This window comes from Kitasatospora sp. NPDC004723 (genome assembly GCF_040609255.1).
Taxonomy (GTDB): domain Bacteria; phylum Actinomycetota; class Actinomycetes; order Streptomycetales; family Streptomycetaceae; genus Kitasatospora.
This window is the reverse complement of the sequence record NZ_JBEXJT010000017.1, coordinates 71629-93731: the sequence shown is the minus strand read 5'-3', so window position 1 is coordinate 93731 and position 22103 is coordinate 71629. Positions and strand designations below refer to the sequence as shown.

21 protein-coding genes and 1 pseudogene are annotated in these 22103 nt (G+C 74.2%); 8 read left to right on the top strand and 14 right to left on the bottom strand.

Translation table 11 applies throughout. From position 1 onward, the window contains the following. Window positions 1–5 precede the first annotated feature (5 nt). Window positions 6–911: a LysR family transcriptional regulator gene (locus ABZW10_RS18770; RefSeq protein ID WP_355366586.1), complete on the top strand. Its 906-nt coding sequence runs from the start codon at window positions 6–8 to the stop codon at window positions 909–911. Here the strand turns inward: ABZW10_RS18770 and ABZW10_RS18765 are convergent. Further along, window positions 908–1375: a hypothetical protein gene (locus ABZW10_RS18765; protein WP_355366583.1), complete on the bottom strand. Its 468-nt coding sequence runs from the start codon at window positions 1373–1375 to the stop codon at window positions 908–910. The two genes, ABZW10_RS18770 and ABZW10_RS18765, sit on opposite strands and share 4 nt — an antisense overlap. A gap of 221 nt (window positions 1376–1596) precedes the next feature. Between ABZW10_RS18765 and ABZW10_RS18760 the strand changes: the two genes are divergently transcribed. Both ABZW10_RS18760 and ABZW10_RS18755 read left to right on the top strand, forming a co-directional pair. Then, window positions 1597–2028 carry a hypothetical protein gene (locus ABZW10_RS18760; protein ID WP_355366580.1) on the top strand — a complete coding sequence of 144 codons (432 nt, stop codon included), beginning with the start codon at window positions 1597–1599 and terminating at the stop codon, window positions 2026–2028. A gap of 72 nt (window positions 2029–2100) precedes the next feature. Continuing rightward, complete coding sequence (locus ABZW10_RS18755; protein WP_355366577.1) at window positions 2101–2655, top strand: hypothetical protein; 555 nt, start codon at window positions 2101–2103, stop codon at window positions 2653–2655. Window positions 2656–2677: 22 nt separating this feature from the next. Here the strand turns inward: ABZW10_RS18755 and ABZW10_RS18750 are convergent, their stop codons facing one another. From ABZW10_RS18750 to ABZW10_RS18735, 4 genes are all read right to left on the bottom strand, one after another. Then, window positions 2678–3631 carry a bile acid:sodium symporter gene (locus ABZW10_RS18750; RefSeq protein ID WP_355366753.1) on the bottom strand — a complete coding sequence of 318 codons (954 nt, stop codon included), beginning with the start codon at window positions 3629–3631 and terminating at the stop codon, window positions 2678–2680. 162 nt (window positions 3632–3793) lie between these two features. Continuing rightward, window positions 3794–4255: a hypothetical protein gene (locus ABZW10_RS18745; protein ID WP_355366574.1), complete on the bottom strand. Its 462-nt coding sequence runs from the start codon at window positions 4253–4255 to the stop codon at window positions 3794–3796. 255 nt (window positions 4256–4510) lie between these two features. Further along, window positions 4511–6253, bottom strand: a complete 1743-nt coding sequence (locus ABZW10_RS18740) for a glycoside hydrolase family 3 N-terminal domain-containing protein (RefSeq protein WP_355366571.1) — start codon at window positions 6251–6253, stop codon at window positions 4511–4513. Between the two features lie 47 nt (window positions 6254–6300). Further along, a complete protein-coding gene (locus ABZW10_RS18735) occupies window positions 6301–7590 on the bottom strand; it encodes an MFS transporter (RefSeq protein WP_355366568.1) in 1290 nt (429 codons plus the stop codon). A gap of 127 nt (window positions 7591–7717) precedes the next feature. Between ABZW10_RS18735 and ABZW10_RS18730 the strand changes: the two genes are divergently transcribed. After that, window positions 7718–8401, top strand: a complete 684-nt coding sequence (locus tag ABZW10_RS18730; RefSeq protein WP_355366565.1) for a TetR/AcrR family transcriptional regulator — start codon at window positions 7718–7720, stop codon at window positions 8399–8401. A gap of 3 nt (window positions 8402–8404) precedes the next feature. Here ABZW10_RS18730 and ABZW10_RS18725 read toward each other — a convergent pair whose 3' ends face one another. Together ABZW10_RS18725 and ABZW10_RS18720 are read right to left on the bottom strand one after the other, a co-directional pair. Beyond that, window positions 8405–8821: a Rid family hydrolase gene (locus ABZW10_RS18725; RefSeq protein WP_355366562.1), complete on the bottom strand. Its 417-nt coding sequence runs from the start codon at window positions 8819–8821 to the stop codon at window positions 8405–8407. A 7-nt stretch (window positions 8822–8828) separates the two neighbouring features. Then, a complete protein-coding gene (locus ABZW10_RS18720) occupies window positions 8829–9731 on the bottom strand; it encodes an EamA family transporter (protein WP_355366750.1) in 903 nt (300 codons plus the stop codon). Between the two features lie 188 nt (window positions 9732–9919). On the opposite strand from ABZW10_RS18720, the gene ABZW10_RS18715 reads away from it, so the two are divergent. Then, window positions 9920–10798 carry a LysR family transcriptional regulator gene (locus ABZW10_RS18715; RefSeq protein ID WP_355366559.1) on the top strand — a complete coding sequence of 293 codons (879 nt, stop codon included), beginning with the start codon at window positions 9920–9922 and terminating at the stop codon, window positions 10796–10798. 88 nt (window positions 10799–10886) lie between these two features. On the opposite strand, the gene ABZW10_RS18710 is transcribed toward ABZW10_RS18715, so the two are convergent. Further along, the gene (locus ABZW10_RS18710; protein ID WP_355366556.1) at window positions 10887–12254 is read right to left on the bottom strand and encodes a DUF1254 domain-containing protein; all 1368 of its coding nucleotides are present in this window, start codon (window positions 12252–12254) and stop codon (window positions 10887–10889) included. Between the two features lie 471 nt (window positions 12255–12725). Here ABZW10_RS18710 and ABZW10_RS18705 point away from each other — a divergent pair, with 471 nt between their 5' ends. Then, window positions 12726–14417, top strand: coding sequence for an IPT/TIG domain-containing protein (locus tag ABZW10_RS18705; protein ID WP_355366553.1), 1692 nt, complete (start codon window positions 12726–12728; stop codon window positions 14415–14417). A gap of 95 nt (window positions 14418–14512) precedes the next feature. Here ABZW10_RS18705 and ABZW10_RS18700 read toward each other — a convergent pair. Continuing rightward, window positions 14513–14925 (bottom strand): annotated as a pseudogene (locus tag ABZW10_RS18700) (XRE family transcriptional regulator); the annotation flags it as partial. 71 nt (window positions 14926–14996) lie between these two features. Here ABZW10_RS18700 and ABZW10_RS18695 point away from each other — a divergent pair. Then, window positions 14997–15218, top strand: a complete 222-nt coding sequence (locus ABZW10_RS18695) for a hypothetical protein (protein WP_355366550.1) — start codon at window positions 14997–14999, stop codon at window positions 15216–15218. 52 nt (window positions 15219–15270) lie between these two features. On the opposite strand, the gene ABZW10_RS18690 is transcribed toward ABZW10_RS18695, so the two are convergent. From ABZW10_RS18690 to ABZW10_RS18670, 5 genes are all read right to left on the bottom strand, one after another. Next, entirely contained in the window at window positions 15271–15702 is a 432-nt protein-coding gene (locus ABZW10_RS18690) for a hypothetical protein (RefSeq protein WP_355366547.1), read from the bottom strand. Window positions 15703–15788: 86 nt separating this feature from the next. Further along, window positions 15789–16793 carry a winged helix-turn-helix domain-containing protein gene (locus tag ABZW10_RS18685; protein ID WP_355366545.1) on the bottom strand — a complete coding sequence of 335 codons (1005 nt, stop codon included), beginning with the start codon at window positions 16791–16793 and terminating at the stop codon, window positions 15789–15791. Window positions 16794–17047: 254 nt separating this feature from the next. Beyond that, window positions 17048–17830 (bottom strand): hypothetical protein, encoded by a 783-nt coding sequence (locus ABZW10_RS18680; RefSeq protein WP_355366542.1) that lies wholly within the window; start codon window positions 17828–17830, stop codon window positions 17048–17050. Window positions 17831–17921: 91 nt separating this feature from the next. After that, window positions 17922–18470, bottom strand: coding sequence for a PadR family transcriptional regulator (locus ABZW10_RS18675; RefSeq protein ID WP_355366539.1), 549 nt, complete (start codon window positions 18468–18470; stop codon window positions 17922–17924). A gap of 100 nt (window positions 18471–18570) precedes the next feature. Next, window positions 18571–20622 (bottom strand): NADPH-dependent 2,4-dienoyl-CoA reductase, encoded by a 2052-nt coding sequence (locus tag ABZW10_RS18670; RefSeq protein ID WP_355366536.1) that lies wholly within the window; start codon window positions 20620–20622, stop codon window positions 18571–18573. 218 nt (window positions 20623–20840) lie between these two features. Between ABZW10_RS18670 and ABZW10_RS18665 the strand changes: the two genes are divergently transcribed. Beyond that, entirely contained in the window at window positions 20841–22079 is a 1239-nt protein-coding gene (locus ABZW10_RS18665) for an FAD-dependent monooxygenase (RefSeq protein WP_355366533.1), read from the top strand. The last annotated feature ends 24 nt before the right edge of the window (window positions 22080–22103 follow it).

The following is a 22103-nucleotide window of genomic DNA, read 5'->3' as shown; positions in this document are numbered from 1 at the left end:
GGAATATGGACCGCCCCGAACTCCCGCTCCCCCAGTTGCACGCTTTCACCGTGCTCGCCGAAGAACTGCACTTCGGCCACGCCGCCGCCCGCCTCGGTATCGCGCAACCGCCGCTCAGCCAGCAGATAGCCCGGCTGGAGACGAAGGTCGGGCACCCGCTGTTCGTCCGCGCGTCGGGGCGGGTCGCGCTCACCCCGGCCGGGCGGGAGCTGCTGCCGGCGGCGCGGCGGGCGCTCGCCGACCTCTCCGACGGGCTGGCCGCCGCCCGGGCGGTGGGCAGCGGGCGGGCCGGGCGGCTGCGGATCGGATTCTCGGCCTCCCTCGCGCTGACCGTCCTGCCGGGACTGCTCGCCACCTTCCGCACGCGCTACCCGGACGTGGATCTCGACCTGCGCGAGATGACCACCGCCCCGCAGCTCGCCGCCCTCCAGGAGCGGACGATGGACGTCGGGCTGCTGCGCGAGCCCCCGGACGACGCCGAGGCGGGGCCGCTCGCCTTCCGGACCGTGCTCACCGAGCCGTTCGTCGCCGTGCTCCCCGCGGACCACCCGCTGGCCGCCCAACGCGCCATAGACGTCTCCCGGCTGGCGGACGAGCCGTTCGTCCTCCTCCCCCGCCCCGTCGGGCCGCGGCTCTACGACCGGATCACGGGGCTGTGCGAAGCGGCGGGGTTCGCGCCACGGATCGTGCAGCACGCCGTGGAGTGGCAGACGGTGTGCGCGCTCGTCGGCGCGGGGCTCGGGGTGTCGCTCGCCCCGGCGAGCATCCGGCGCCTGCGGCTGCGGGAGGTCGCCTTCCGCCCGGTCGAACCACGCACCGCCCGCACCCTGGTCGCCGCCGCCTGGCGGCGGGAGGACCGGAGCCCCCTGGTGGCCAACCTGCTCGCGGCCCTCGGCGAGCGCGACGGCTAACGGTGCCAGTTGCTCCAGTTGCCGCCCGTGTCGCGCTCCTTGTACCAGCTGTTGCCGTCCGTGCCGCGCGCCTTCAGCTGCAGGTAGTTGCCGCTGTGGGCGCTGATGGTGGCGTCGGAGGTGAGCACGCCGCCCAGCGAGACCACGGGGCTCGCGGTGTTGTTCGGGGTCATCCAGGTGGTCCAGATCGCGTGGTCCGCGCCGACGAAGAACGACTGGCGGGTGCCGTCGTCGAAGTAGTACATGGGGATGTTGAAGCCGTACCCGCCGCCGCAGAGGAACTTCGCGCCGGGCCAGCCGATCCAGTTCTCGGCCGTGGTCGCCGGCTTGGTGCACATGTAGTTCACCAGGGTGTCCACCTGCGCGGCCTGGGCGGTGCCCGCCGTACCGGCGACGGTCCCCGCCAGCGTGGCGGCGACCACGGCCGACGACGCGACGGCCTTCCCGAACCTCTTCATCCCCATGACCAGAACCTCCCGTTGACGGACCGGCCCGCCCACCGGTCCGGCAGGCGGTGCGAAGGCCCTCGCCGCCCATCCTCAGCTGCGGATTCACCGCGTTCGGCGGTCAGCGACGAGGACGGCCCGAGCGGCCGGGCAGGAGTGCCCGGCCGACCTCCCGACGACTGCCCGCTCGCGCGGAAAACCGCTTGCCGGGGGCACGCGGGCAGTGCTGATACTGCGGCATGAGCAGAATCGCGCAGGTCATCGTGCTGGCGACGTACGCGGACGAGGCCATGGAGCCGCTGACGCGGGAGGACTCGCCGGACTGGCGCTTCAAGCCGCTCGACCTGTTCGCCGGCGGGTGGGTGATCGAGTTCCACGGGATGCGCCCGCGGACCGGGCTGCTGCGGCGGCTGGAGTCGCTGGCGTGGCCGCACCCGGAGAGCGTCCAGGTGCTGATCCACGACGAGGAGGACGACTGCTACGGGCTCTGGATGATGCGGGACGGTGTCCTGACCGAGGTGCCGGTCCCCGGTCACCGGCGCTACTACGGTCCGGCACCGACCGGCGACGACCCGCCCTCGCCGGGCTCCCTGTGGCGGCCGGACACGGCGGCGACGGCCGTCGCCGGCTGGGCCCGCACCACGCCCCAGGATCCGCGCCCCGCCTGGTGACGCCCGCCGGGCCGGGCGGTCCCGCGGAAAAGCGCGTGCCCGCACGGAACGGCCGGTGCGAGACTGCGGGCCATGAGCGAACCCGAACTCAGCGAGCTGGACTACCTCCGGGAGATCGAGCGCCTCGCACACGACGTGACCGTCGAGGCGTCCGCCGAGGACCGGCTCTCGTACGCGGAGGATCCGCAGGACGCGACGCCGTTCCAGCGCAGCGTCAACGCGCTCGCCCGGGCGGTGCGCTCGTACCACTTCGAGGGCGACGGCTGTGTGGAGGACCGCCCCCTCCTCAAGCTGGCCGCCGCCGCGGTCCTGAAGCCCGGGGCCATGCCGGCGGGGGCGGAGGAGGAGTACGAGCAGGCGTGCGCGCGGTTCGGTGTGGAGCCCCGGCCGGAGGGCTGGGCGCTCTGGCACACCTGGGGCGAGGGCGGGCTCCAGGTGACCATGGTGGTGTCGGCGGTCGGGACGACCGAGGGGTTGTTCCAGAACTGGTCGCTGGGCCGGGAGTTCGACCCGGTGGCGCCGCTGCCCTCGCAGATCGCCCTCGTCCACCACGGCTGGACCGGCCCGATGACGTTCGCACCGCGCGGCCTCCGACGCTTCGGGCTCACGGGGACACCGCTGTCCTGACGGCCGCGGCGGGAGCCGGCGCTCAGCGCGCCGGGACCGGGCCGGGGACGAGACGGGGCACGAGACGGACGTAGGCGACCATGCCGAGGACCTCGACCAGCGTCTGCGTGACGACGACGGAGGCGGCGAGGGCGAGCGTGTCCGGCAGGGCGAGGGCGAGCGGGAGGACGACCAGGGAGTTGCGGGTCGCGCCGGTGAAGACGATCGCCCGGGCGGCGCCGGTGCCGAGCCCGAAGAGGCGGGCGACGGCCTTGCCCGCGAACGCCATCACCACCAGGAACAGCACGTAGAACGGGACCATCCCGGCGACGTCGCCCAGGCTGTCGCCGAGCCTGGGGACCTGGGAGGCGACCACGGTCAGCAGGGTCGCGGCCATCAGCGGCACCATCGTGGTGCTCGCGGCGGCGGACACCCGCTGCCCGGCCGGGCGGCGGGCGGCCCAGGCCTGGAGCAGCCAGGCGAGGGCGAGCGGGACGACGATCAGGGTGAGGAAGGCCCGCAGGAACGGGGCGGCCTCGACGGTGTCGGCCAGCTCCGAGCCCATGAACAGGTAGAGGAACACCGGGAGCAGCAGCATCTGCGCCACCAGCAGCAGCGGGGTGGCGGCGAGCAGGCGGCGGCTGGAGCCGCCGGCCAGGCCCGAGAAGACGATGACGTAGTCCACGCACGGGCAGAGCAGCACCAGCAGCGCGCCGATGCGCACGGCCCGGTCGTCGGGCAGGAAGGTGAACATCGCGGCCACCACCAGCGGGACGACGACGAAGTTCACCGTCAGCGCGGCGGCGAGGAAGCGGGTGTCACGCAGTGAGCGCAGCAGCTCGGCGGCGGGCACCTGGAGGAAGGTGACGAACAGCAGGGCGCCGAGCACGGGGTTGATGGCGTGCTCCAGTCCGGGGGCCGCGCCCGGGGCCAGCCGGCCAAGCAGGCCGCCGAGCGCCATCGCGGCGAGGTAGATCGCCACTTGGTGCCGTTCCATCCGCTCGACGGGGCCGCCGCCGTCGCCGCTGCCGCTCGCCGGTTCCTGCTGTGACACTCCCACTGCTCCCTCGTGCGTCGGCGTCGGGCCGCCACGGTGGCGGGCCGGGGTTCATCCTCGCAGGTCAGGACGGTCGGGCCGGATGGGGCCAGGTCGGGCGGGTCAGGAGCCGTCGGGGCAGGAGGCCTTGCGGCGCTTCTCGAACTCCTTGGTATTCATCAGCTTGTAGTCCCAGTCCCAGCCGCCGGCCGCCCAGGTGCCGACGGGCAGGCCGAGCAGCACGTCGCCGGGGACGGTCACGCTGAGGGTGCGGTCGCGGGCGACCTCCACGGTGTAGCGCTTGTCGGCGACGACGCCCTCGGCCAGCGCGCCGTGCGAGGTCCAGCCGGGCGGCGGGTCGCCGAGGTCGACCTTGTCGGTGGCGGAACGGCCCTCGCGCGGGCGGACCTCCACCTTGTCCGTGCCGGGGAAGACCTTCACCCGGACGGCGTGCAGGCGCTCGTCGTGACACAGGCCGGTGCGGACGACCACCCGGCCGGACTCCATGCGGACGCCGATCAGCTGCTCCTGCTTGGGCTTCGGCCCGCCGCAGCCGACCGTCGCCGTCACGGCGGCCGTCACCATCACCAGCACCGTTCTCACCCCGCACCGCCGCACCCCGTACCTCCTTCGCACCCACCCGATCGGACCCGACCGGACGATCCTGCCCCACGGGCCCCACCCGCCGCACAGGAGGGACCGGTGGAGGCGTTGCGGGGCGGGCCGTCGGGAGGGCAGCGGCCCGTGCCCCGAGGGGAAAGGGGCGCGCCCCGCACCGGGGGGGCCGGTGCGGGGCGCGGGGTGGGGCGGGGCGGGGTGGGGTGGAGTGGGGCAGGGGTGTCAGGCGTCGTAGCGCAGGCCGTGGCCGAAGCGGAACAGCGGGTCGGCGGTGTCGAACGGGACGTCCGGGCGGCTGGCCTCCACGGCCGCCATCGAGGACGGCAGGTCGAACGGCAGCGAGCCCTGCGGGCGCTCCTCCCCGAACAGGACCCGCACGAAGGCCTGCTCCTCCGCGCCGAAGTTGACCGTCAGCGCGGCGGCGTGGCCCGCGATCCCGGTCAGGATCGCCGGACGGTCCAGGTACACGTCCACGACCGTCGGCACGGTGGCGCAGATCCGCCGCACGCGCTCGACCTCCTCGGCCGGGAAGTCCAGCGAGCCCGCGCGGAAGAAGGACTCGACGGTTCCCGCCTCCCCGCGCGGCTCGAACGGCGCCGCCAGCCGCAGCACGGCCACGTCCGCCTCCTCCGGCGTCGCGACCAGGGCCGCCCGGTCACCCAGGACCTCGGCGGACAGTCCCTCCGCGTACACCTTCAGCGCGCCGCCCGGGGCGAGCGGCAACCGGGCCGGGCCGGCGTCCGCGTTGGCCAGCAGGACGAACGCGGCCGCCTGGGCGGCGAGGCCCTCGGCGCGCGCCCCGGCGGAGCCGACCAGCAGGTCGGCGGCGTCCTCGTCCAGGTACGGCCGGTCGAACAGGCCGAGCCGGAACTTCTCGCGCAGCAGTCGGCGCGCCGAGTCGTCGAGACGCTGCTCGGTCACCTTCCCGGCCGTGACCAGGTCGACCAGCACCTGCGGACGGCACTCGCCGCCGAACTGGTCCACCCCGGCGTCCAGGGACTTGAGCATGCGCTCCTCGTAGGTCAGCTCCTCGACGCCCCAGAACTTGTCGCCGAGGATGGCCCAGTCGGTGCAGACGATGCCGTCGTAGCCGAGCCGCTCGCGCAGCAGGCCGGTGATGATCCCCCGGTTGAAGCCGAAGCCGACCTCCTCGTACTCGGTGCCGACCGGCATGCCGTAGTAGGGCATCATCTGGGCGACGCCGGCGTCGATGACGGCCTTGAACGGCGCGAGGTGGTAGTCGAAGTGGTCGCCCGGGTAGACCTGCTCGCGGCCGTACGCGAAGTGCGGGTCCTCGCCGTTCAGCTGCGGGCCGCCGCCGGGGAAGTGCTTGGCCATCGCGGAGACCGACTCCGTGCCGACCTCCTCGCCCTGGAGTCCGCGCACGTAGGCGACGGCGAGCTTGGAGGTGAGCTCGGCGTCCTCGCCGAAGGTGGTGCTGATGCGGGCCCAGCGGGGCTCGGTGGCGAGGTCGATCTGCGGGTGCAGGGCGACCCGGATGCCGACGGCCAGGTACTCGCGGCGCACCGTGTCGGCCCAGCGCTCGACCAGTTCGGGCGAGCCGACGGCGGCGAAGCCCAGCGGCTCGGGCCACTGCGAGAACGGGCCGGCCATCAGGGCGGTGGCGGGGTTGTCGGTGAAGGAGTGGCGCGGGTCGCTGGAGATGGTGACCGGGATGCCCAGTGGCCGCTCCAGGACGGTGCGCTGGAGGGTGTTGTGCCAGGCCGCCAGGTCCCGCGCGCTGCTCGCCCAGAGGATGTTGAAGTGGTTGATGCGCCGCTCCAGGAGCTTCGCCATGGACGGCATGCCGAAGAGGCCGGGCTCGTCGAGGGCGGCGGTGTGGCCCAGCGGGTGGAACATCAGGCCGACCTTGTCCTCCAGCGGCAGGCGGCTCAGCAGGTCCTCGACGCGCTGGTCGACGGAGAGCGTCGGGTCCTGGTACGGGAAGCGGGCTTCGGTGCTCATGACGGGGGCCTTTCTCGGTGGTGCAGGGGGGCGGGGAGTCGGGAGGGTCAGACGGCGCTTCTGATCCTGGTCACCAGCAGCGCGCCGGCCAGGCAGAACACGGCGGCGAGGCCGAACCAGAGCGAGTAGCCGGCGCCGCCGAGCAGGGCGTTGCCGACCGGGATGACGACCACGCCGGCCAGGAACGGCGAGAGCGAGGCCGGCAGGGTGTTGGCGATGTTGAGCACGCCCAGGTCCTTGGCCGTGTCGTCCTGACTGGGCAGCAGGCTGATGGCGAGGGCGTTGTCGACGGCGAAGAACATGCCGGCGCCGATGCCGAGCACCGCTTCGAGGACGAGCAGGGTGCCGAGGCCGGCGTCGCCCAGGTACGGCGTGACGGTCACCACGGCGAGCACGGCCGCCATCACCAGGCCGCCGCCCATCACGAAGGGCTTGCGGCGGCCGACGCGGTCGGAGACGGTGCCGCCGACGACGCTGGCGACGACCAGGGTGGCCACGCTCAGGCCGTTGGCCAGGGCGTTGAAGCGCAGCTGCTCGTCGGTGTCGTCCATGCCGAACTCGGCCGCCAGGAAGAGCGTCAGATAGCCGGCGAGGGCGCCGTAACCGAGCATGATGAGGAACTTGCTCAGCCAGGCCCAGCCGAAGTCCGGGTGCTTGCGCGGGTCGAAGACGAAGGAGAGCAGCAGGCTGCGCAGGTTGAGCGGCTCGTCCGGCGGGGCGGTGCGGACGCGGTCGGGCAGCCGGGCGGCGAACCAGAAGCCGAGGACGACGGCGATGGCGGCCGGCACGGCGAAGCGCAGGAGGTCGCCGGGCAGCACGGAGAGCAGGACCGAGCCGATCATGATGCCGATCGGGGTGACCGCGCCGACAATGCCGGACACGCTGCCGCGCCTGGCCTCGGGCACGTGGTCGGCGACGGTCGCTCCGGCGGCGGCGAAGGCGACGTTGGCAGCGCCCTGGGCGGCGCACCAGGCGACCAGCAGCAGCGGGACGTTGGGGGCGAGGGCGCAGGCCACCAGGGCCAGGGCCATGACGGAGATGCCGCCGACGATGAAGGGGCGGCGCATGCCGAACCGGGAGGCGCAGCGGTCGGAGAGGCGGCCGGCGAGAGGCTGGGCGACCAGCGCGAACAGGGCGCCGGTGCCGCTCACCAGCCCGAGCTGGGCGGGGGCGTCGTCCAGGCCCACGAGGTCCTGGATCTTGACCGACAGACCTCCCATGACGGGGGCGAGCACGGCCAGGTACATGCCGAACTGGCCGAGGGCCAGTCTTCGGACGAAGCCGTGCGGTGCCTGCGGCGCGGGGGTCGCCGCGGGCAGGGGCGGGGATTCGAGCATGGGGGAGCTCCTTGGAGGCCGGCCACGACGGCGGGGCGGAACCGGCCGCGATTGCGGGGGTCGCGGCGTGGGGCCAATTGCTACACACGTGTAGCTTTCTGTCAAGCAACCCTGCTACCGTTCCCCCATGACCACCTCAGGAGCCGGGGCCCGCGCCGGGGCCCGAGCCGGGACCGCCACGGCCGGCGGGTACGCCAAGGGACGCGCCCGGCGCGCCGCGATCATCCACAGCGCCGCCGAGCACTTCGCGCAGCGCGGATTCCGGGCCGTGACGATCCTCGACCTCGCCGCCGCGTGCGACATCTCCCGGGCCGGTCTGCTGCGCTACTTCCCCGACAAGGACGCGCTGCTGCAAGCCGTCCTGGAGGACCGCGACCGGCTCGACCGGGAGCGCTTCCAGCCCTACACCCGGCTCGGCGGCGGCCTCGGCGTGCTGCGCGGGATCGTCGACCTCGCCGGGCACAACGAACTCACCCCCGGGCTCATCGAGCTGTTCGTCCGGCTCTCCGGCGAGGCGTCCGACCCCGAGCACCCCGCCCACGCCTACTTCGCCGAGCGCTACGAGCGCATCCGGCGCGGCACCGCCCACGCCCTGCGCGAGGCCGGCGAGGCCGGCCACCTGCGGGCCGGCACCGACCCCGGGGACGCCGCCGTCCGGCTCACCGCGCTGATGGACGGCCTGCAGACGCAGTGGCTGTTCGACCGGTCCGTCGAGATGGCCCGCCATGTGCGCGAGGCCGTGCTCGCGCTGCTGAACGAGCGGGGCGCCGCCGCCTTCGAGGCGCTCACCCCGCCCGCCCTGCCCGACTGACCGTCAGTTCGCCTCCGGGCATGCGTGGTCGAGGATCGCGTCGACCTCGATCTCGACGAGCCACTCGGGGTCGATGAAGCGGGACACCTCCACGAACGTGGTGACCGGGCGGACGGCGGCGAAGCGCTCGCCGTGGGCGCGGGCGGCCTCGCGCCAGGCGGTCACGTCGGTGAGCATGATCCGCGTCCGGACGACGTCGGCCGGCCCGGCGCCCGCCGCCTTCAGCGCCGCCTCGGCGATGTCCAGGCAGCGGACGGTCTGGGCGTACACGTCGCCCACCCCGACCGTGCCGCCGTCGTCCCCGATCGGCGCCGTTCCGGCGACGGCCACGTGCGCGCCCTTGCGCACGGCGCGGGAGAATCCGATCTCCGGCTCCAGCGGGGAGCCGGAACTGACGTTCTGTCGATCTTCGTGTGCCATCGCGCCATCATGGCAGGGACCGACGACCGGACGGCGGGGCCGAGTGGGGCCGGCCGAGCACGATCGCGATCGCCAGGAAGACGGCGGCGATGCCGAGGAGTTGGAGCGCGGACAGCGTCTGGTCCTTGACGAGGTAGCCCAGCAGCGCCGCCGTCACCGGGCTGGCGAGCGCCAGGAAGGAGACCGTCACCACCGGCAGACGGGCCAGGCCCCGGAACCAGAGCAGGTAGCTCAGGACGGCGCCCAGACCGGCGAGGTACCCAAAACCGAGGACGTTGGAGCCGGTCAGTCGCTCGGGAAGGGGCTCCAGCGACAGCCAGCACGGCAGCAGGACCACGCCGCCCGCGGTGAGTTGCCACCCGGTGAAGGTGAGCAGGCCGACGCCGTCCGGGCGGCCCCACCGTTTGGTCAGGGTGAGGCCCGCGGCCATGCACAGCGCCCCGCCGACGGCGGCGAGCACGCCGGTGCCGTCGAGCGGGACCGCGCCCTTGAGGACGAGCAGCGCCACTCCCCCGGCGCCCAGGGCGCAGGCCAGCGCGCGCCGGGCGGTGACCGGCTCGCCGAGGACGGCGGCGGCGAGGACCACGACGAACATCGGCTGCGCGGAGAGGATCACGGCGGCGACACCGCCCGGCAGTCGGTACGCGGCGACGAAGAGCAGCAGGTTGAAGGCGCCGATGTTCAGCACGCCCAGCACCAGGGCGCGCCACCACCAGACGCCGGCGGGCAGTCGGCGGCCGGACGGCGACCGGCCGCCGAGGGCCAGGAGGAAGAGGCCGCCGGGCAGGGCCCGGACGGTGGTGGCCAGCAACGGCCGGTCCGGGGGCAGGAGTTCGGTGGTCACCAGGTAGGTGCTGCCCCAGACCGCCGGCGCCAGGGCGGTCAGGGCGACGGTGGGCGCGGTCGTCAGGCCCACGCGGTGTCCTTCGGGGTGTTGTGCCCGGTGCCGTTCACGTGACGCTCCTCTCGGCTGCACGGGCGCACGCAAGCGCGCCCCGGGGACGGGAGTTGAGGGGAAGGGCACCAGTCTCGCGCCGGGCGGATCAATGAGTCCAACACATGCTTGTCACCCGACGCATCGCGTATCACGATGGATCGATGGAGCTCCAGCAGATGCGGTACGTCGTCGCCGTGGCCGAGACGAACAGCTTCACCAGGGCCGCCCAGCGCTGCCTGGTGGTGCAGTCCGCGCTCAGCCACCAGATCGCCCGCCTGGAGAAGGAGTTGGGCGCGCGGCTGTTCGAGCGCACCAGCCGCCGGGTCCGGCTGACCCCGGCGGGCGCGGCCTTCCTGCCGGCCGCCCGGCAGTGCCTGGACGCGGCGGAACGGGCCGCCGCCGAGGTCGCCGCGTCCCTCGGGGAGGTGCGCGGACGGCTCACGGTGGGGCTGATCCCCTCCGTCGCCGCCGTGGACATCCCCGCCGTGCTCGGGGAGTTCCACCGGCGCCACCCGAAGGTCCGGGTGAGCCTGAGCGTGGGCGCGAGCGACGACCTCGTCGAGCAGGTCCGGCAGGGCGCGATCGAGGTGGCCTTCCTCGGCATCCCCGTCACCGCCCGCCCCCGGGGTGTGATGGCGCGGGAACTGGCGCGGGAGCGGCTGGTCGCCGTGGTCGCCCCGGACCACCCGCTCGCCGGGGAGAGGTCGGTGGACCTGCGGCGGCTGGCCCCGGAGGTGTTCGTGGACCTCCCGGCGAAGACCGCCGGCCGGGCCCAGTCCGATCTGGCCTTCGCCGCCGCCGGCCTCACCCGCGAGGTCGCCTTCGAGGTGACCAACGCCGACTACCTGGCACGGCTGGTCGGCGCGGGCCTGGGCGTGGCCCTGCTGCCGCCCTCGTACGTCGCGGGCCTGACGACCGGCATGGTCACGGTCGAGGTGACGGACGCGCCCGCCCGCGCCGAGTACGTGGTCTGGGGCCGGGAGAACCCCCACCCGGCCGCGGCCGCGTTCCTGGAACTGCTGGACCTCTCGGTGCAATGAGCGGGCGGACCGCGGGAACGCCGCCCGGGGCACCCGCGGGTCCGCGGGTGCCCCGGGCGGGGGTTCGGTCCGGCTTGCCCGGCGTGCGTCAGGCCGGGTTGTCGGCCACGGTGAGGGCCGGCGGCCAGTCGGCGGGGATGTCGCCGGTGACCGGGGCGTAGAGGCGCAGGGTGACGGTGAACTTGCCGCTGGCGGGGATGGGGAGCCAGTTGGCGCTCTGCAGGTCGGTGTCGGCGGGCGGCGCGGCCTGGATGTAGAGGGTGGTGGCGCCGTCCGGGCCGGTCTGCGGCACGGCGAAGTGGCCGACGGCGTAGATGCCGGCGTCGTTGGCGACGAGGTAGCTGTCGGCGTCGTACGCGGTCAGCGACCAGAAGGCGTCGACAGGCGGCAGCTGGCCGGCGGGGAAGGTGAGGGTGTAGGCGATCTGCGTCCCGGACTCGTCACTGGCGGACGCGCTGGCCGTGGGGTAGAGGGCGTCCTTGGGGAGGTTGGCGCCGAGCCCGATCGTGGCGACGTAGGCGCGCTGCAGGTAGTCGGTGCCGTAGGTGCCGATGCCGGTGGTGAAGAACGTCCAGCCGTTGACCGGCGTGGGGCCCTGGTGGTGCTTGATGAGTTCCAGGCCCTCGGCCTTGGCGAGGTCCAGGACCTCGCGGCCCGGCAGCCGGTCCTGGTCGTAGGGGTGGACGCCCAGCTCGGCGAGGAGGGCGGACGTCCGGTCGTCCGGCGGGTTGAGCGGCGTGCGGTTCAGCAGGGCGGAGAGCTCGTCGAAGAACTCGGGCCCGCTGAGCCGGGTGATCAGCTCGGAGGGCGGGTCGGTGCTCAGGTCCGGGTCGTAGCTGCCGCTCGGCGGCACGTAGCCGCCGCTGTCGGGCCACGCGCTCAGCGGCAGCAGGCGCATCTGATCCTGGTAGCCGACGACGGTCTGGACCTCCTGGTCGCTGTCGTTGTCGAGCTCGATGCGCCCGATCAGCCACACGGTGTTCGTCGGCATCGGGAGCTGCTGGAGGCCCTCGGCGAGTTCGCCCTTCCAGTCGGGTCCGGTCAGCGCGTAGGCGTAGACCTCGGCGTCCTGCGCCTGGTCGAGGACCGGGGCGGCGACCGGGTCGATGCTGCTCGGGTCGGCGACGGTGTTCGACCAGGCGTCCATCAGCTGCATGAGCCAGTAGCGGCCCTCGTCCATCACCGGCACCTCCAGCACGATCGGCTCGGCGGAGAGGTCCAGCCAGGCCTGGGTGTAGAGGGTGTCGACGTTCGGCCGGACCACGTCCTTCGACTCCGGCGTGGGCAGCGTGGTGTGCTGGCAGAACTGGTTGACCGGCGCCTGCGTCGCGTTCACCTGCTCGGTGTTCGTCTGCAGCCGGCGGGTCAGCTCCATCATGATCAGCGCGTAGCCGAAGACGTAGAGGTCCGTCGCCGCGGCCTGCGGGTCCTGTGCGGGGGAGCTCGGAGAGGTCATGCCGTGATCCGTTCCGGTCGAGGGTTGGAGCAGCGACGCTAACGTCCGGTTCTGGACGGCCACAGCGGCAGAACAAGCCGATGTGAAGGGGCTTCACAAATGGAACCTTTGCTTCCCCTCGCCTCGTCGGTCACAGAGGCCACACCCCCGGGCCCTGCGGCGCCTCGGGCCCGACCGCCCGTCGTAGGAGTTCGCGACGCGGATCGCGGTCGGCGACCGGCGCGAGGGCCGGCCCGGAGCCGGGTGGCGTGAACCGGTCGGGGAGACCGGCGTGCACCGATAAGGCGTTAGATCAACTTTTCCTACTGGAATCCGAGGAAATGGGAGTCCGTTTGTGGACGGTGTGCGAGGATCACCGTCGGCCACAGGCCACTCCGCCGGTTCCGTGCTCCCACCGGCAGCCGAGTGCTCCGCCGCGCCGGACCGCGATCGCCCGTCCTGGCGCGGCCCACCCCCTGACGAAGGGCATCCATGTCTCGTTCCCCCCTCGCCGCGACGTCGGCCCGTCCCGGCAGGCGGGCCCCCGCGGCCCTCCTGGCCACGGCGGTCACCACGTTCGGTCTGCTGGCCGGCGCGAGCCCCGCTCACGCCGACTCCGTGGTGCAGATAGCCGGCCCGGCCGGGCCCGTGCCGGCGAACACCGGCTACACCGTCACCCTCGACGTCCCCAACACCAATCCGAACTCCCGCGCCAACTCCACGTACCTCAAGATCGCGCTGTCCGGCGCAGCCGCCACGGTGACGTCCGCGACCACCTCGAGCAACTTCTGGAGCTGTGACTTCACCGCCGGATCGTCCGGCGAGTGCTGGCACCTCGCCAACCTGGTCGCTCCGGTGTCGATCACCCTCACCGTCGTGCCGACGGCGGGCGGGACCGTCACCACGGGCGTCGACGCCTTCAACGACGCCCTGCAGCCGGTGGGGAAGGACTCCCTCAGCACGCGGGTCCAGGCCCCGGCTCCGGTGGTGACGGGCCTCGCGCCCGGCCACGGCCCGCTGGCCGGCGGCAGCACCGTCGTGCTCACCGGCACCAACCTGACCGGGGCCTCCGCCGTGAACTTCGGTGCCGCGGCAGCCACCTCGTTCACCGTGGACAGCGACACGCAGATCACCGCCACCGCTCCCGCCGGGAGCACGGCCGGGGCCGTCGACGTCACCGTCACCACCCCGGGCGGCACCGCCGCCGCCGCGAAGTACACCTACGACACCCCAGCTCCGGTGGTGACGGGCCTCGCGCCCGACCACGGCCCGCTGACCGGTGGCAACGCCGTCGTGCTCACCGGCACCAACCTGACCGGGACCTCCGCCGTGAACTTCGGTGCCGCGGCAGCCACCTCGTTCACCGTGGACAGCGACACGCAGATCACCGCCACCGCTCCCGCCGGGAGCACGGCCGGGGCCGTCGACGTCACCGTCACCACCCCGGGCGGCACCGCCGCCGCCGCGAAGTACACCTACGAGGAGGGCTCGTACGTCTTCTCCAAGACGGCCGACCCCGCGTCGGGTTCGACGGTGAAGACGGGCGACAAGGTCACCTACACCGTGACCGTCGCTCAGAAGGGCACGGGCGAGGTCAAGGGCGCGACCGTGACCGACGACCTGTCAAAGGTGCTCGACGACGCCGCCTACAACGACGACGTCAAGGCCACCTCCGGCACCGCCGAGGTCAAGGACGGCAAGCTGACCTGGACCGGCGACCTGCCGCAGGGCGGCAGCGCGACCGTCACGTACTCCGTGACCGTCAACGGCAACGGCGACAAGCAGTTGGACAGCGCCGTCACCACGCCGGACACCAAGCGCGGCACCTGCGACACCGAGAAGGCCTGCGCCACCGACCACACCGCGACGGTGGCGAGCACCCCGTCGCCCACGCCGACCTCGACGGCCACCTCGACGCCGACCCCCACGCCGATCCCCACGGCCACGCCGACCGATGCCGGCCAGACGCCCGGCATCCCCGCCCCCAGCGCGTCGACCACGGCTCCGGCGGCCCCGGGCCCCTCAGCCTCGCCCGCCCCGGTGGCCCCGGTGGCCGCGCAGGCGTCGGGAGCTCTCGCGAGCACCGGTTCCACCGCGCTCACCACGACGGCGGTCAGCGGCGCCCTGCTGATCCTCGGCGGCCTCTCCGTCGCTTTCAGCCGCCGGCGCCGCCGCCTCGGCTGACCGGACCGGCCTGACCCTGACGGGGTGAGGGCGTCGGCCGCGCCGGCGTCCTCACCCGGGGAGAAGACATGCAGGACGAGGCCCGTCTCGCCCGGAGCGTTCGGCACGTGCAGGGCCTCGAAGTCCGGGGTGAGGGTGCCGGTGAGCACGTGGTGCAGGCGCTTGCAGCCCGCCGTGCACATCACCACCTCCCCGGAGTCCCAGATCCGTCGGAACTCCGCGCCAGTGGAGGAGAGTTCGGTGGTCAGCGCGGTCAGCTCGACATCGTCCGGCCAGGTGCCCGACGCCGCCCTGAGCTGGCGGCCGCCTCGGCGGCGCGCTGCGCCCAGTCGGGGAAGACGGTGCGGGAGGCGGCGTCCCTGAACAGGAAGCGGGCCTGGTTGCGGTCGCGGCGGGCCTCGTCCCCCACGCCGCCGAGGAGTTCGGCGCCCAGCGGATTCCAGGCCACCACGTCGAGGCGGTGGTCGATGACGAGCGCGGGCAAGCCCGCGCCCAGCGCGTCCAACATCCGCCGCAGCACCGGGCCGACCCGAGGCGTGGGCACCGGCGGGGGTGGCGGGCGCAGGCCAGGGTGTCCAGGTGGCGGCGCTGGAGCCGTTCGCCGCGTACGGGACGGTGGGCCTGGCGGAGGAGGGGTTCGCGGCCGTCGCGGAGGCGTACGGGCGGCGGCTGGACGGGCTGTTCACGGAGCGGCCGGTGCCGTTCCGGCGGCTGGACGGCGGCGACTACGGGCGGGACATGCGGCTGCGGGAGGGCGTCGGGCGGCCGGGCGCGAGCGGCCTGGCGCTGCACACGCGCTGACCGGATCGCCTCGGCGTCGTGAACGGCGCCTCCGGGGCGTTCGGAAGCGGGTTCAGAAGGAGGCCAGGCCGAGGGCTTCGCGCAGCGAGGCGTAGAAGACGCAGAGCAGCAGCCAGACGCCGAGGCCGGCGGTCACGGCGGCGAGGATCCGGCCGAAGCGGCCTCGCCGCTCCTTGGGGCGGCGCAGCTGCCGCACGCCGAGCACGGCCACCAGTACGGCGAGGGCGCCCAGGGCGTAGGCGAACACGGGGCTCAGGCGGTGGGCGAGTTCGGCGAGCACGAAGGCGGCGGCCAGGGAGCCGGTGGTCAGCAGCGCGAGCAGCGTGCCGCCGACCACCTCGATGACCGCGTCCAGCAGGAACGCGCCGATCGCGTACAGGCAGCCGCGAACCGGCCCGTGCGGGGGGTCGGCCACGGGCGTCGGATCGCCCGGCTGGTGAACGGGTTTGCCGAGGTCAGGGGTGCCGAGGCTCTCGTCGCTCACCTCCACCACCCCAGTCGTCCCTCGCCCGTCGCCGCACGCTAACACGGGCGGCGGGGAAGGACGAGGGCCGGATCGGGGGCCGGGGGTCAGGGACGGGGTGGGCGGTCGTCGAGGAGGGCCTGGCCGAGGGGGGTGAGGGTGTGGCGGACGCCGGGGCCGGAGCGTTCGGTGGTGAGCAGGCCCGCGGCGCGCAGGACGCCGGCGTGGTGGCTGGCGGTGGCGGCGGAGGTGCCGGTCCGGCGGGCGAGTTCGGCGGTGCCGGCCGGGTCGGCCGCCGCTCGCAGGGTGCGGGCGCGGGTCGCGCCGAGCAGGGCGACCAGTGCGCCGGCCGGCTCCTCCGCGGCGGCGGCCCAGACGGTCCGGTAGGTGGCGAGGTCGCGGGCCAGCGGGTAGTGCAGCACCAGCGGGTGCTCCGGGCCGCGGTTGTCGGTCATGACCAGCGGCTCCGGCCAGAAGAAGGTGGGCACGACCAGGATGCCGCTCCCCCGCAGCCGGATATCGGCGTCCAGCGGGCAGGGCACCGTCAGCACCGGTGACGCCCAGCGGATCTCGGGGTGCAGCGAGCCGAGCAGGCCGTCCAGTCCGGCGTCCACCGTGGCCAGCGCCCGCAGCGTCCGCTCGGTGTGGGCGGCGGCCAGCAGCTGCGACCAGTACGGGGCGACCGCGAAGGCGTGGTAGTCGCGCAGCCTGCGGTCCACCACGGCGCGCCACTCCCGGGAGCCGCCGTGCAGCTCCCGCACCCAGCGGGGCGTCCTCGGCCGCAGGTACTCCAGGACCTTCAGGTCCGCCGCCCACCGCCGGCGCGACAGCGACCAGGTGTGGTCCAGGCTGTCCGGCAGGCTGTCGGTGGCGGCGTGCAGGAACGCCTCCGGCGCCTCCGCCGCGCCGGCGGGCGTCGCCAGCTCGAACAGCGGCCCCAGGTGGGGACGCAGGCGTTCGCGGGTCCGGCTGCGCCACCCCTCCAGCGCCACTCCTCCCACGTCGCGGGTCTGGACCAGCGACAGGCTCAGGACCGTCTCGGCGAGCGGGTCGGGTGCCCGCGCGATCCGGACCCTGGTCAGGTCGTCGTGGGTGAAGTGGATACGCAGCAATCCGGTCCCTTCCGTCGGCCTCCCGGCGGGGTTCGGCGACGTCCCGGCCACGTCCCCCACCGCTCCCTGCGGCCCCGGGCGGCCGTGAGCCCACCGTAGCCGCGACGGTCGGACGCGTAGGGCGCGTTGCGCGGCTCTGACCGGTTCGTGGCGCCGCCCGGACATTACCCCGTCCGAATTCGATGGAGCTCGAACGGTTTTGGGACGAACTGCGGCGGTTCGTGAGACCGGCGGCCGGGGACGCCCGGACGCCGTCAGACGTGCGCGCCCGGGGCGGCGGTGGAGCCGGCCTGGACGCCCAGGGTGCGTTCGGCCTTGGCGACGGCGGCGCGGTAGTAGAGCGAGGCGAGCCGGGCGTCACCGGAGTCGCGCTGGAAGAAGCCGAAGGCGAGGGCGACGCCGCCGAGGCGTTCGATGCCGAGGAAGCCGTTGAGCCGGACGCCGGCGAAGGTGCCGTCGAGGCGGACGGCCGGGGCCTCCTTGCGGTCGCCGAGGGTGAGCGGGGTGACGGTGAAGGTCACGGCCTCGCCGGTGCTGTCAGTGAAGGTGAGGCTCCGGCAGTCGGCGAACGCGGCGGTCGCGGTGGCGAAGTCGGCGGTCAGGCGCTCGGGTTCCTCGGCGGTGAGCGACTCGGTGACCATCGGGTTGCCGTCGGGGCCGTCGAACTCGACTTCCTGGTGCGGGGTCCGGGACGGGCTGTGGGCGCCGGTGCGGTTCAGCAGGGCGCGCAGCGCGTCGCAGCCGGTCACCGGTGAGGCACCGGCGCCGGGTTCGGGTTCGGCCTCCGGCTCGGGCGAGGAACCGGGGTCGGGGGTGGATCCGGGGTCGGTGGGGACCTCGGTGAAGTCGGGGCCCAGCTCGGTGGCGGTCAGCAGGGCGGACCTGAGCTGGTCGTCGGTGGGCGGCCCGGTGGCGGCGCGGACGGTGGTCACGGGCGCGGCCGGTACCGATCCGGCGGCGAGCTGGGCGGTGCCGAGGGTGAGCACGGTGGTGACGGCCGCGGCGGTGAGGGCGAGGAGAGGCCTCGGGAGAGACATGCGGCCCCCGATCGATGAGGTCGGACAGGGACAGGCGTCCAGTGTCCCACCGGCCACCGGGACTCGCCCGTCCGACCGGAATCGCCGCAGGTCAGACCGTGTCCTCGGGGGTCGGCGGAAGGGTGGTGACGGTCTCCGCGAGCCACTGCACCCAGAAGGTCTCCAGGCCGATCCCGGCGCGCAGCACGGCGTGCTGCAGCGGGTCGCCGTCGCGCCGCTCCCCCGCCGGGAAGTCGCGCCGCTCGATCTCCTCGTAGTGGGCCAACCGCTCCCGGTGCAGGGCGAGATGACGGCGCAGCTCGACGTCCAGACCGGACGTGCCGACCACCGCGGCGGCGCGCAGCCGCAGCAGCAGCGGGTCGCGGACCGGCCGGGGGTCGTCGGCGGCGGCCGTCCACCGCTCCAGTTCGGCGCGGCCGGCGGGCAGCACCTCGTACTCCTTCTTCTGCCCGCGCACCGGCCCGGCCTGCGGGAGCGCCCGGATCAGGCCGGAGGACTCCAGCCGGCCGAGTTCGCGGTAGATCTGCTGGTGGGTGGCGGACCAGAAGAAGCCGATCGACTTGTCGAACCGCCGGGTCAGCTCCAGACCGGAGGACGGCTTCTCCAGCAGGGCGGTGAGGATGGCGTGCGGCAGCGACATGGCACCGATCCTAGGGGTGCCGATCTTGGGGGCCGCTGCCGCACGCGGGGCGGGGGGCGCTCAGGGCGCGGGGTTCGCGATCAGGGCGCGGGGTTCGCGATCAGAGCGCGGCGGCGAGTTCGGTGCCCTGCTTGATGGCGCGCTTGGCGTCGAGTTCCGCCGCCTCGTCGGCGCCGCCGATCAGGTGCGGGGTGACGCCGAGGGCGCGCAGTGCGGCGTCCAGGTCGCGGCGCGGCTCCTGGCCGGTGCAGAGCACGACGGTGTCGACGGGCAGCAGCTGCGGCTCGCCGTCCAGGGTGAGGTGCAGGCCGGCGTCGTCGATCCGCCGGTAGTCCGCGCCGGCGACCATGGTGACGCCGCGGTGCTTGAGCTCGGTGCGGTGGATCCAGCCGGTGGTCTTGCCGAGCCCGGCGCCGACCTTGCCGGTCCTGCGCTGCAGCAGGTGGACGCGGCGCGGCGACGCGGGGCGCTCGGGGCGGGCGAGGCCGCCGCGCTCGCGGTAGTCCGCGTCGACGCCCCAGTGGCGGCGGTGCACGGCCGGGTCGAGGCTCGGCGCGTCGCCCGCGTCGGTGAGGTACTCGGCGACGTCGAAGCCGATGCCGCCCGCGCCGAGGATCGCCACCCGCTCGCCGACGGCGGCGCCGTCGCGCAGCACGTCGAGGTAGCCGAGCACGCTGGGGTGGTCGACGCCGGGCAGGTCGGCGGGGTCGGGGGTGCGCGGGGTGACGCCGGTGGCGAGCACCACCTCGTCGAAGCCCTCGGCGGCGAGCGGGCCCGCCTCCACCCGTGCGCCGAGCCGCAGTTCCACGCCGAGGGCGTCGAGCCGGTGGCGGTAGTAGCGCAGGGTCTCGGCGAACTCCTCCTTGCCGGGGATGCGGCGGGCGATGTCGAGCTGGCCGCCGATGGTGTCGGCCGCGTCGAACAGGGTGACCCGGTGGCCGCGTTCGGCGGCGGTGACGGCGCAGGCGAGTCCGGCCGGCCCGGCGCCGACGACGCCGATCCGCCGGGCGCGCCGGGTGGGGGCGAGGACGAGTTCGGTCTCGTGGCAGGCGCGCGGGTTGACCAGGCAGGAGGTGATCCGGCCGCTGAAGGTGTGGTCGAGGCAGGCCTGGTTGCAGCCGATGCAGGTGTTGACGGCCTCCGGGCGGCCCTCGGCGGCCTTGGCGACGAAGTCGGGGTCGGCGAGCAGCGGGCGGGCGAGCGAGACCAGGTCGGCGTAGCCGTCGGCGAGCAGCTGCTCGGCCAGCTCGGGGGTGTTGATGCGGTTGGTGGTGACCAGCGGGACGGAGACCGAGCCCATCACCCGCTTGGTCACCCAGGCGTAGGCGCCGCGCGGCACCGAGGTGGCGATGGTGGGGATGCGGGCCTCGTGCCAGCCGACGCCGGTGTTGATGACGGTGGCGCCGGCCTGCTCGACGGCCCGGGCGAGGCGGATCACCTCGTCGAGGGTGGAGCCGCCGGGGACGAGGTCGAGCATGGAGAGCCGGTAGATCAGGATGAAGTCGGGGCCGACCCGCTCGCGGACCCGGCGGACGATCTCGACCGGGAAGCGCATCCGGTTCTCGTACGGGCCGCCCCACTCGTCCTCGCGGTGGTTGGTGGCGGCGGCGGTGAACTCGTTGATCAGGTAGCCCTCGGAGCCCATGATCTCGACGCCGTCGTAGCCGGCGCGCCGGGCTAGCGCGGCGCAGCGGACGAAGTCGTCGATGGTCCGCTCGACCTCGTCCGCGGTGAGGGCGCGCGGCGGGAACGGGCTGATCGGCGCCTGGACGGCGCTGGGGGCGACCAGGCCGGGGTGGTAGGCGTAGCGGCCGAAGTGCAGGATCTGCAGGGCGATCCGGCCGCCGGCGGCGTGCACGGCGTCGGTGACGACGCGGTGCTCGTCGGCCTCCTGCTCGGTGGTGAGCTTGGCGCCGCCGTCCCAGGGGCGGCCGGCCTCGTTGGGGGCGATGCCGCCGGTGACGATGAGGCCGACGCCGCCGCGGGCGCGTTCGGCGTAGAAGGCGGCCATCCGGTGGAAGCCGCCGGGGGCCTCCTCCAGGCCGACGTGCATGGAGCCCATGATCACCCGGTTGGGGAGGGTGGTGAACCCGAGGTCGAGCGGGCGCAGCAGGTGGGGGTAGGGCGCCGGGGTGCTGGCGGTCGTCGTCATCGGGGCGTCTCCTGGGGCGGACGGGGGCGGCGGCCCCGGGGTTGTTACCACACGGTAGGGGACGCGGATCCGCCTATGCAACCAGTTGCATAAGTGACCCGGGGAACACCGACGGGCCCCGCCCCGGGACTTCCACTGACGGATCATCAGTTCACGTCGTATCGTCGGAGGGGCGACGGACGGGGTCAGCGGGACTCCGGCGAGGAAGGGGGACGGCCGTGCGGGGTGGATCGGTGGCGGTGGTCGGCGGCAGCATCGCGGGGTGCGCGCTCGCGCGGGCGGCGGCCCGGGGCGGCGCCAAGCGGGTCACCGTCCTGGAACGCAGCCCGGGCCACCTGGAGGACCGCGGGGTGGGCCTGTGCATCCTGCTGGACCGCTACCGGGAACTCGTCCGGGCCGGCCACATCGACGACGGCATCCGCCACCACCCCGTCACCGCCCGGCACTGGGTGGCCAGGGACGGCGAGGGCTCGCCGCGCGGGCGGGCGCTGTGGGTGCAGCCGATGGCGATGCACTCCTACCACTGGGGCGTGCTCTGGCAGGGTCTGCGCGAACGCACCCCGGAGAGCGTCGAGTTCCGCCCGAGCACGGCCGTCACGGCGGTCGGCGGCTCCGACGGCGCCGGGCCCGCCTGGGTGGAGACGGCGGCCGGCGGGCGTGAGGAGCACGACCTGGTGGTCGGCGCCGACGGCCACCGGTCGGTGGTGCGCACCGCCGTCTGCCCCGAGGCCCGCTCGGAGTACGCCGGGTACGTCGCCTGGCGGGGCAGCTTCGACGCCCGGCTGCTCGACACCCTCCCGGGCGGCGCGGCCCGCTGGCCGGAGCAGGAGGTGATCACCGCCTGCTACCCCGGCGGCCAGGTCGTCCTCTACCGCATCCCTGGGCTGGACCCCGGCTCCACCCTGGTGAACTGGGTCTTCTACGCCCCCGCGCCCGCCTGGCTGCGGCGCGCCGACGAGGACTCCGACCCGCTCGGCTTCCCGGTCGGCACGCTCGACACCGCCCGCCACGACGAACTGGCCGAACTCGCCGAGCGCGTCCTTCCGCCGTACTGGGCGGGCGTCGTCAACCTGACCCCGGTCGCGCGGATCCTGCTCCAGCCGATCCACGACCTGGAGACCCCGCGGCGCACCGCCGGCCGGCTGCTGCTCGCCGGCGACGCCGCGACGCTCGTGCGCCCGCACACCACCAGCGGCGCGGCCAAGGCGCTCCAGGACGCCTGCGCCTTCGAGGACGCCTGGCGGGCGGCCGACCACTGGGCCGAGCTGCTGCCCGGCTACGACCGCGAACGCGGCGCGGCCGGGCGCGCGCTGGTGGACCTCAGCCGCCGGCTCGGGCGGGCGCAGGTCAGCGAGGCGCCGGACTGGTCGGCGATCGACGAGCCGGGCATGGTCGCCTGGTGGAGCCGACAGCTGGGCGCCACGGGCGGGTTCGGCGGCCTGGCGCTGGGACGGTAGGCCGCAACGCCGCGAACCACCGGC

Coding starts and splice junctions, on each gene's coding strand:
- ABZW10_RS18710 (WP_355366556.1), bottom strand. CDS start 12,254: ATGACCTCTCCGAGCTCCCCCGCACAGGACCCGCAGGCCGCGGCGACG.
- ABZW10_RS18740 (WP_355366571.1), bottom strand. CDS start 6,253: ATGAGCACCGAAGCCCGCTTCCCGTACCAGGACCCGACGCTCTCCGTC.
- ABZW10_RS18760 (WP_355366580.1), top strand. CDS start 1,597: ATGAGCAGAATCGCGCAGGTCATCGTGCTGGCGACGTACGCGGACGAG.
- ABZW10_RS18725 (WP_355366562.1), bottom strand. CDS start 8,821: ATGGCACACGAAGATCGACAGAACGTCAGTTCCGGCTCCCCGCTGGAG.
- ABZW10_RS18680 (WP_355366542.1), bottom strand. CDS start 17,830: ATGTCTCTCCCGAGGCCTCTCCTCGCCCTCACCGCCGCGGCCGTCACC.
- ABZW10_RS18730 (WP_355366565.1), top strand. CDS start 7,718: ATGACCACCTCAGGAGCCGGGGCCCGCGCCGGGGCCCGAGCCGGGACC.
- ABZW10_RS18735 (WP_355366568.1), bottom strand. CDS start 7,590: ATGCTCGAATCCCCGCCCCTGCCCGCGGCGACCCCCGCGCCGCAGGCA.
- ABZW10_RS18670 (WP_355366536.1), bottom strand. CDS start 20,622: ATGACGACGACCGCCAGCACCCCGGCGCCCTACCCCCACCTGCTGCGC.
- ABZW10_RS18770 (WP_355366586.1), top strand. CDS start 6: ATGGACCGCCCCGAACTCCCGCTCCCCCAGTTGCACGCTTTCACCGTG.
- ABZW10_RS18705 (WP_355366553.1), top strand. CDS start 12,726: ATGTCTCGTTCCCCCCTCGCCGCGACGTCGGCCCGTCCCGGCAGGCGG.
- ABZW10_RS18715 (WP_355366559.1), top strand. CDS start 9,920: ATGGAGCTCCAGCAGATGCGGTACGTCGTCGCCGTGGCCGAGACGAAC.
- ABZW10_RS18765 (WP_355366583.1), bottom strand. CDS start 1,375: ATGGGGATGAAGAGGTTCGGGAAGGCCGTCGCGTCGTCGGCCGTGGTC.
- ABZW10_RS18755 (WP_355366577.1), top strand. CDS start 2,101: ATGAGCGAACCCGAACTCAGCGAGCTGGACTACCTCCGGGAGATCGAG.
- ABZW10_RS18750 (WP_355366753.1), bottom strand. CDS start 3,631: ATGGAACGGCACCAAGTGGCGATCTACCTCGCCGCGATGGCGCTCGGC.
- ABZW10_RS18745 (WP_355366574.1), bottom strand. CDS start 4,255: ATGGTGACGGCCGCCGTGACGGCGACGGTCGGCTGCGGCGGGCCGAAG.
- ABZW10_RS18675 (WP_355366539.1), bottom strand. CDS start 18,470: ATGTCGCTGCCGCACGCCATCCTCACCGCCCTGCTGGAGAAGCCGTCC.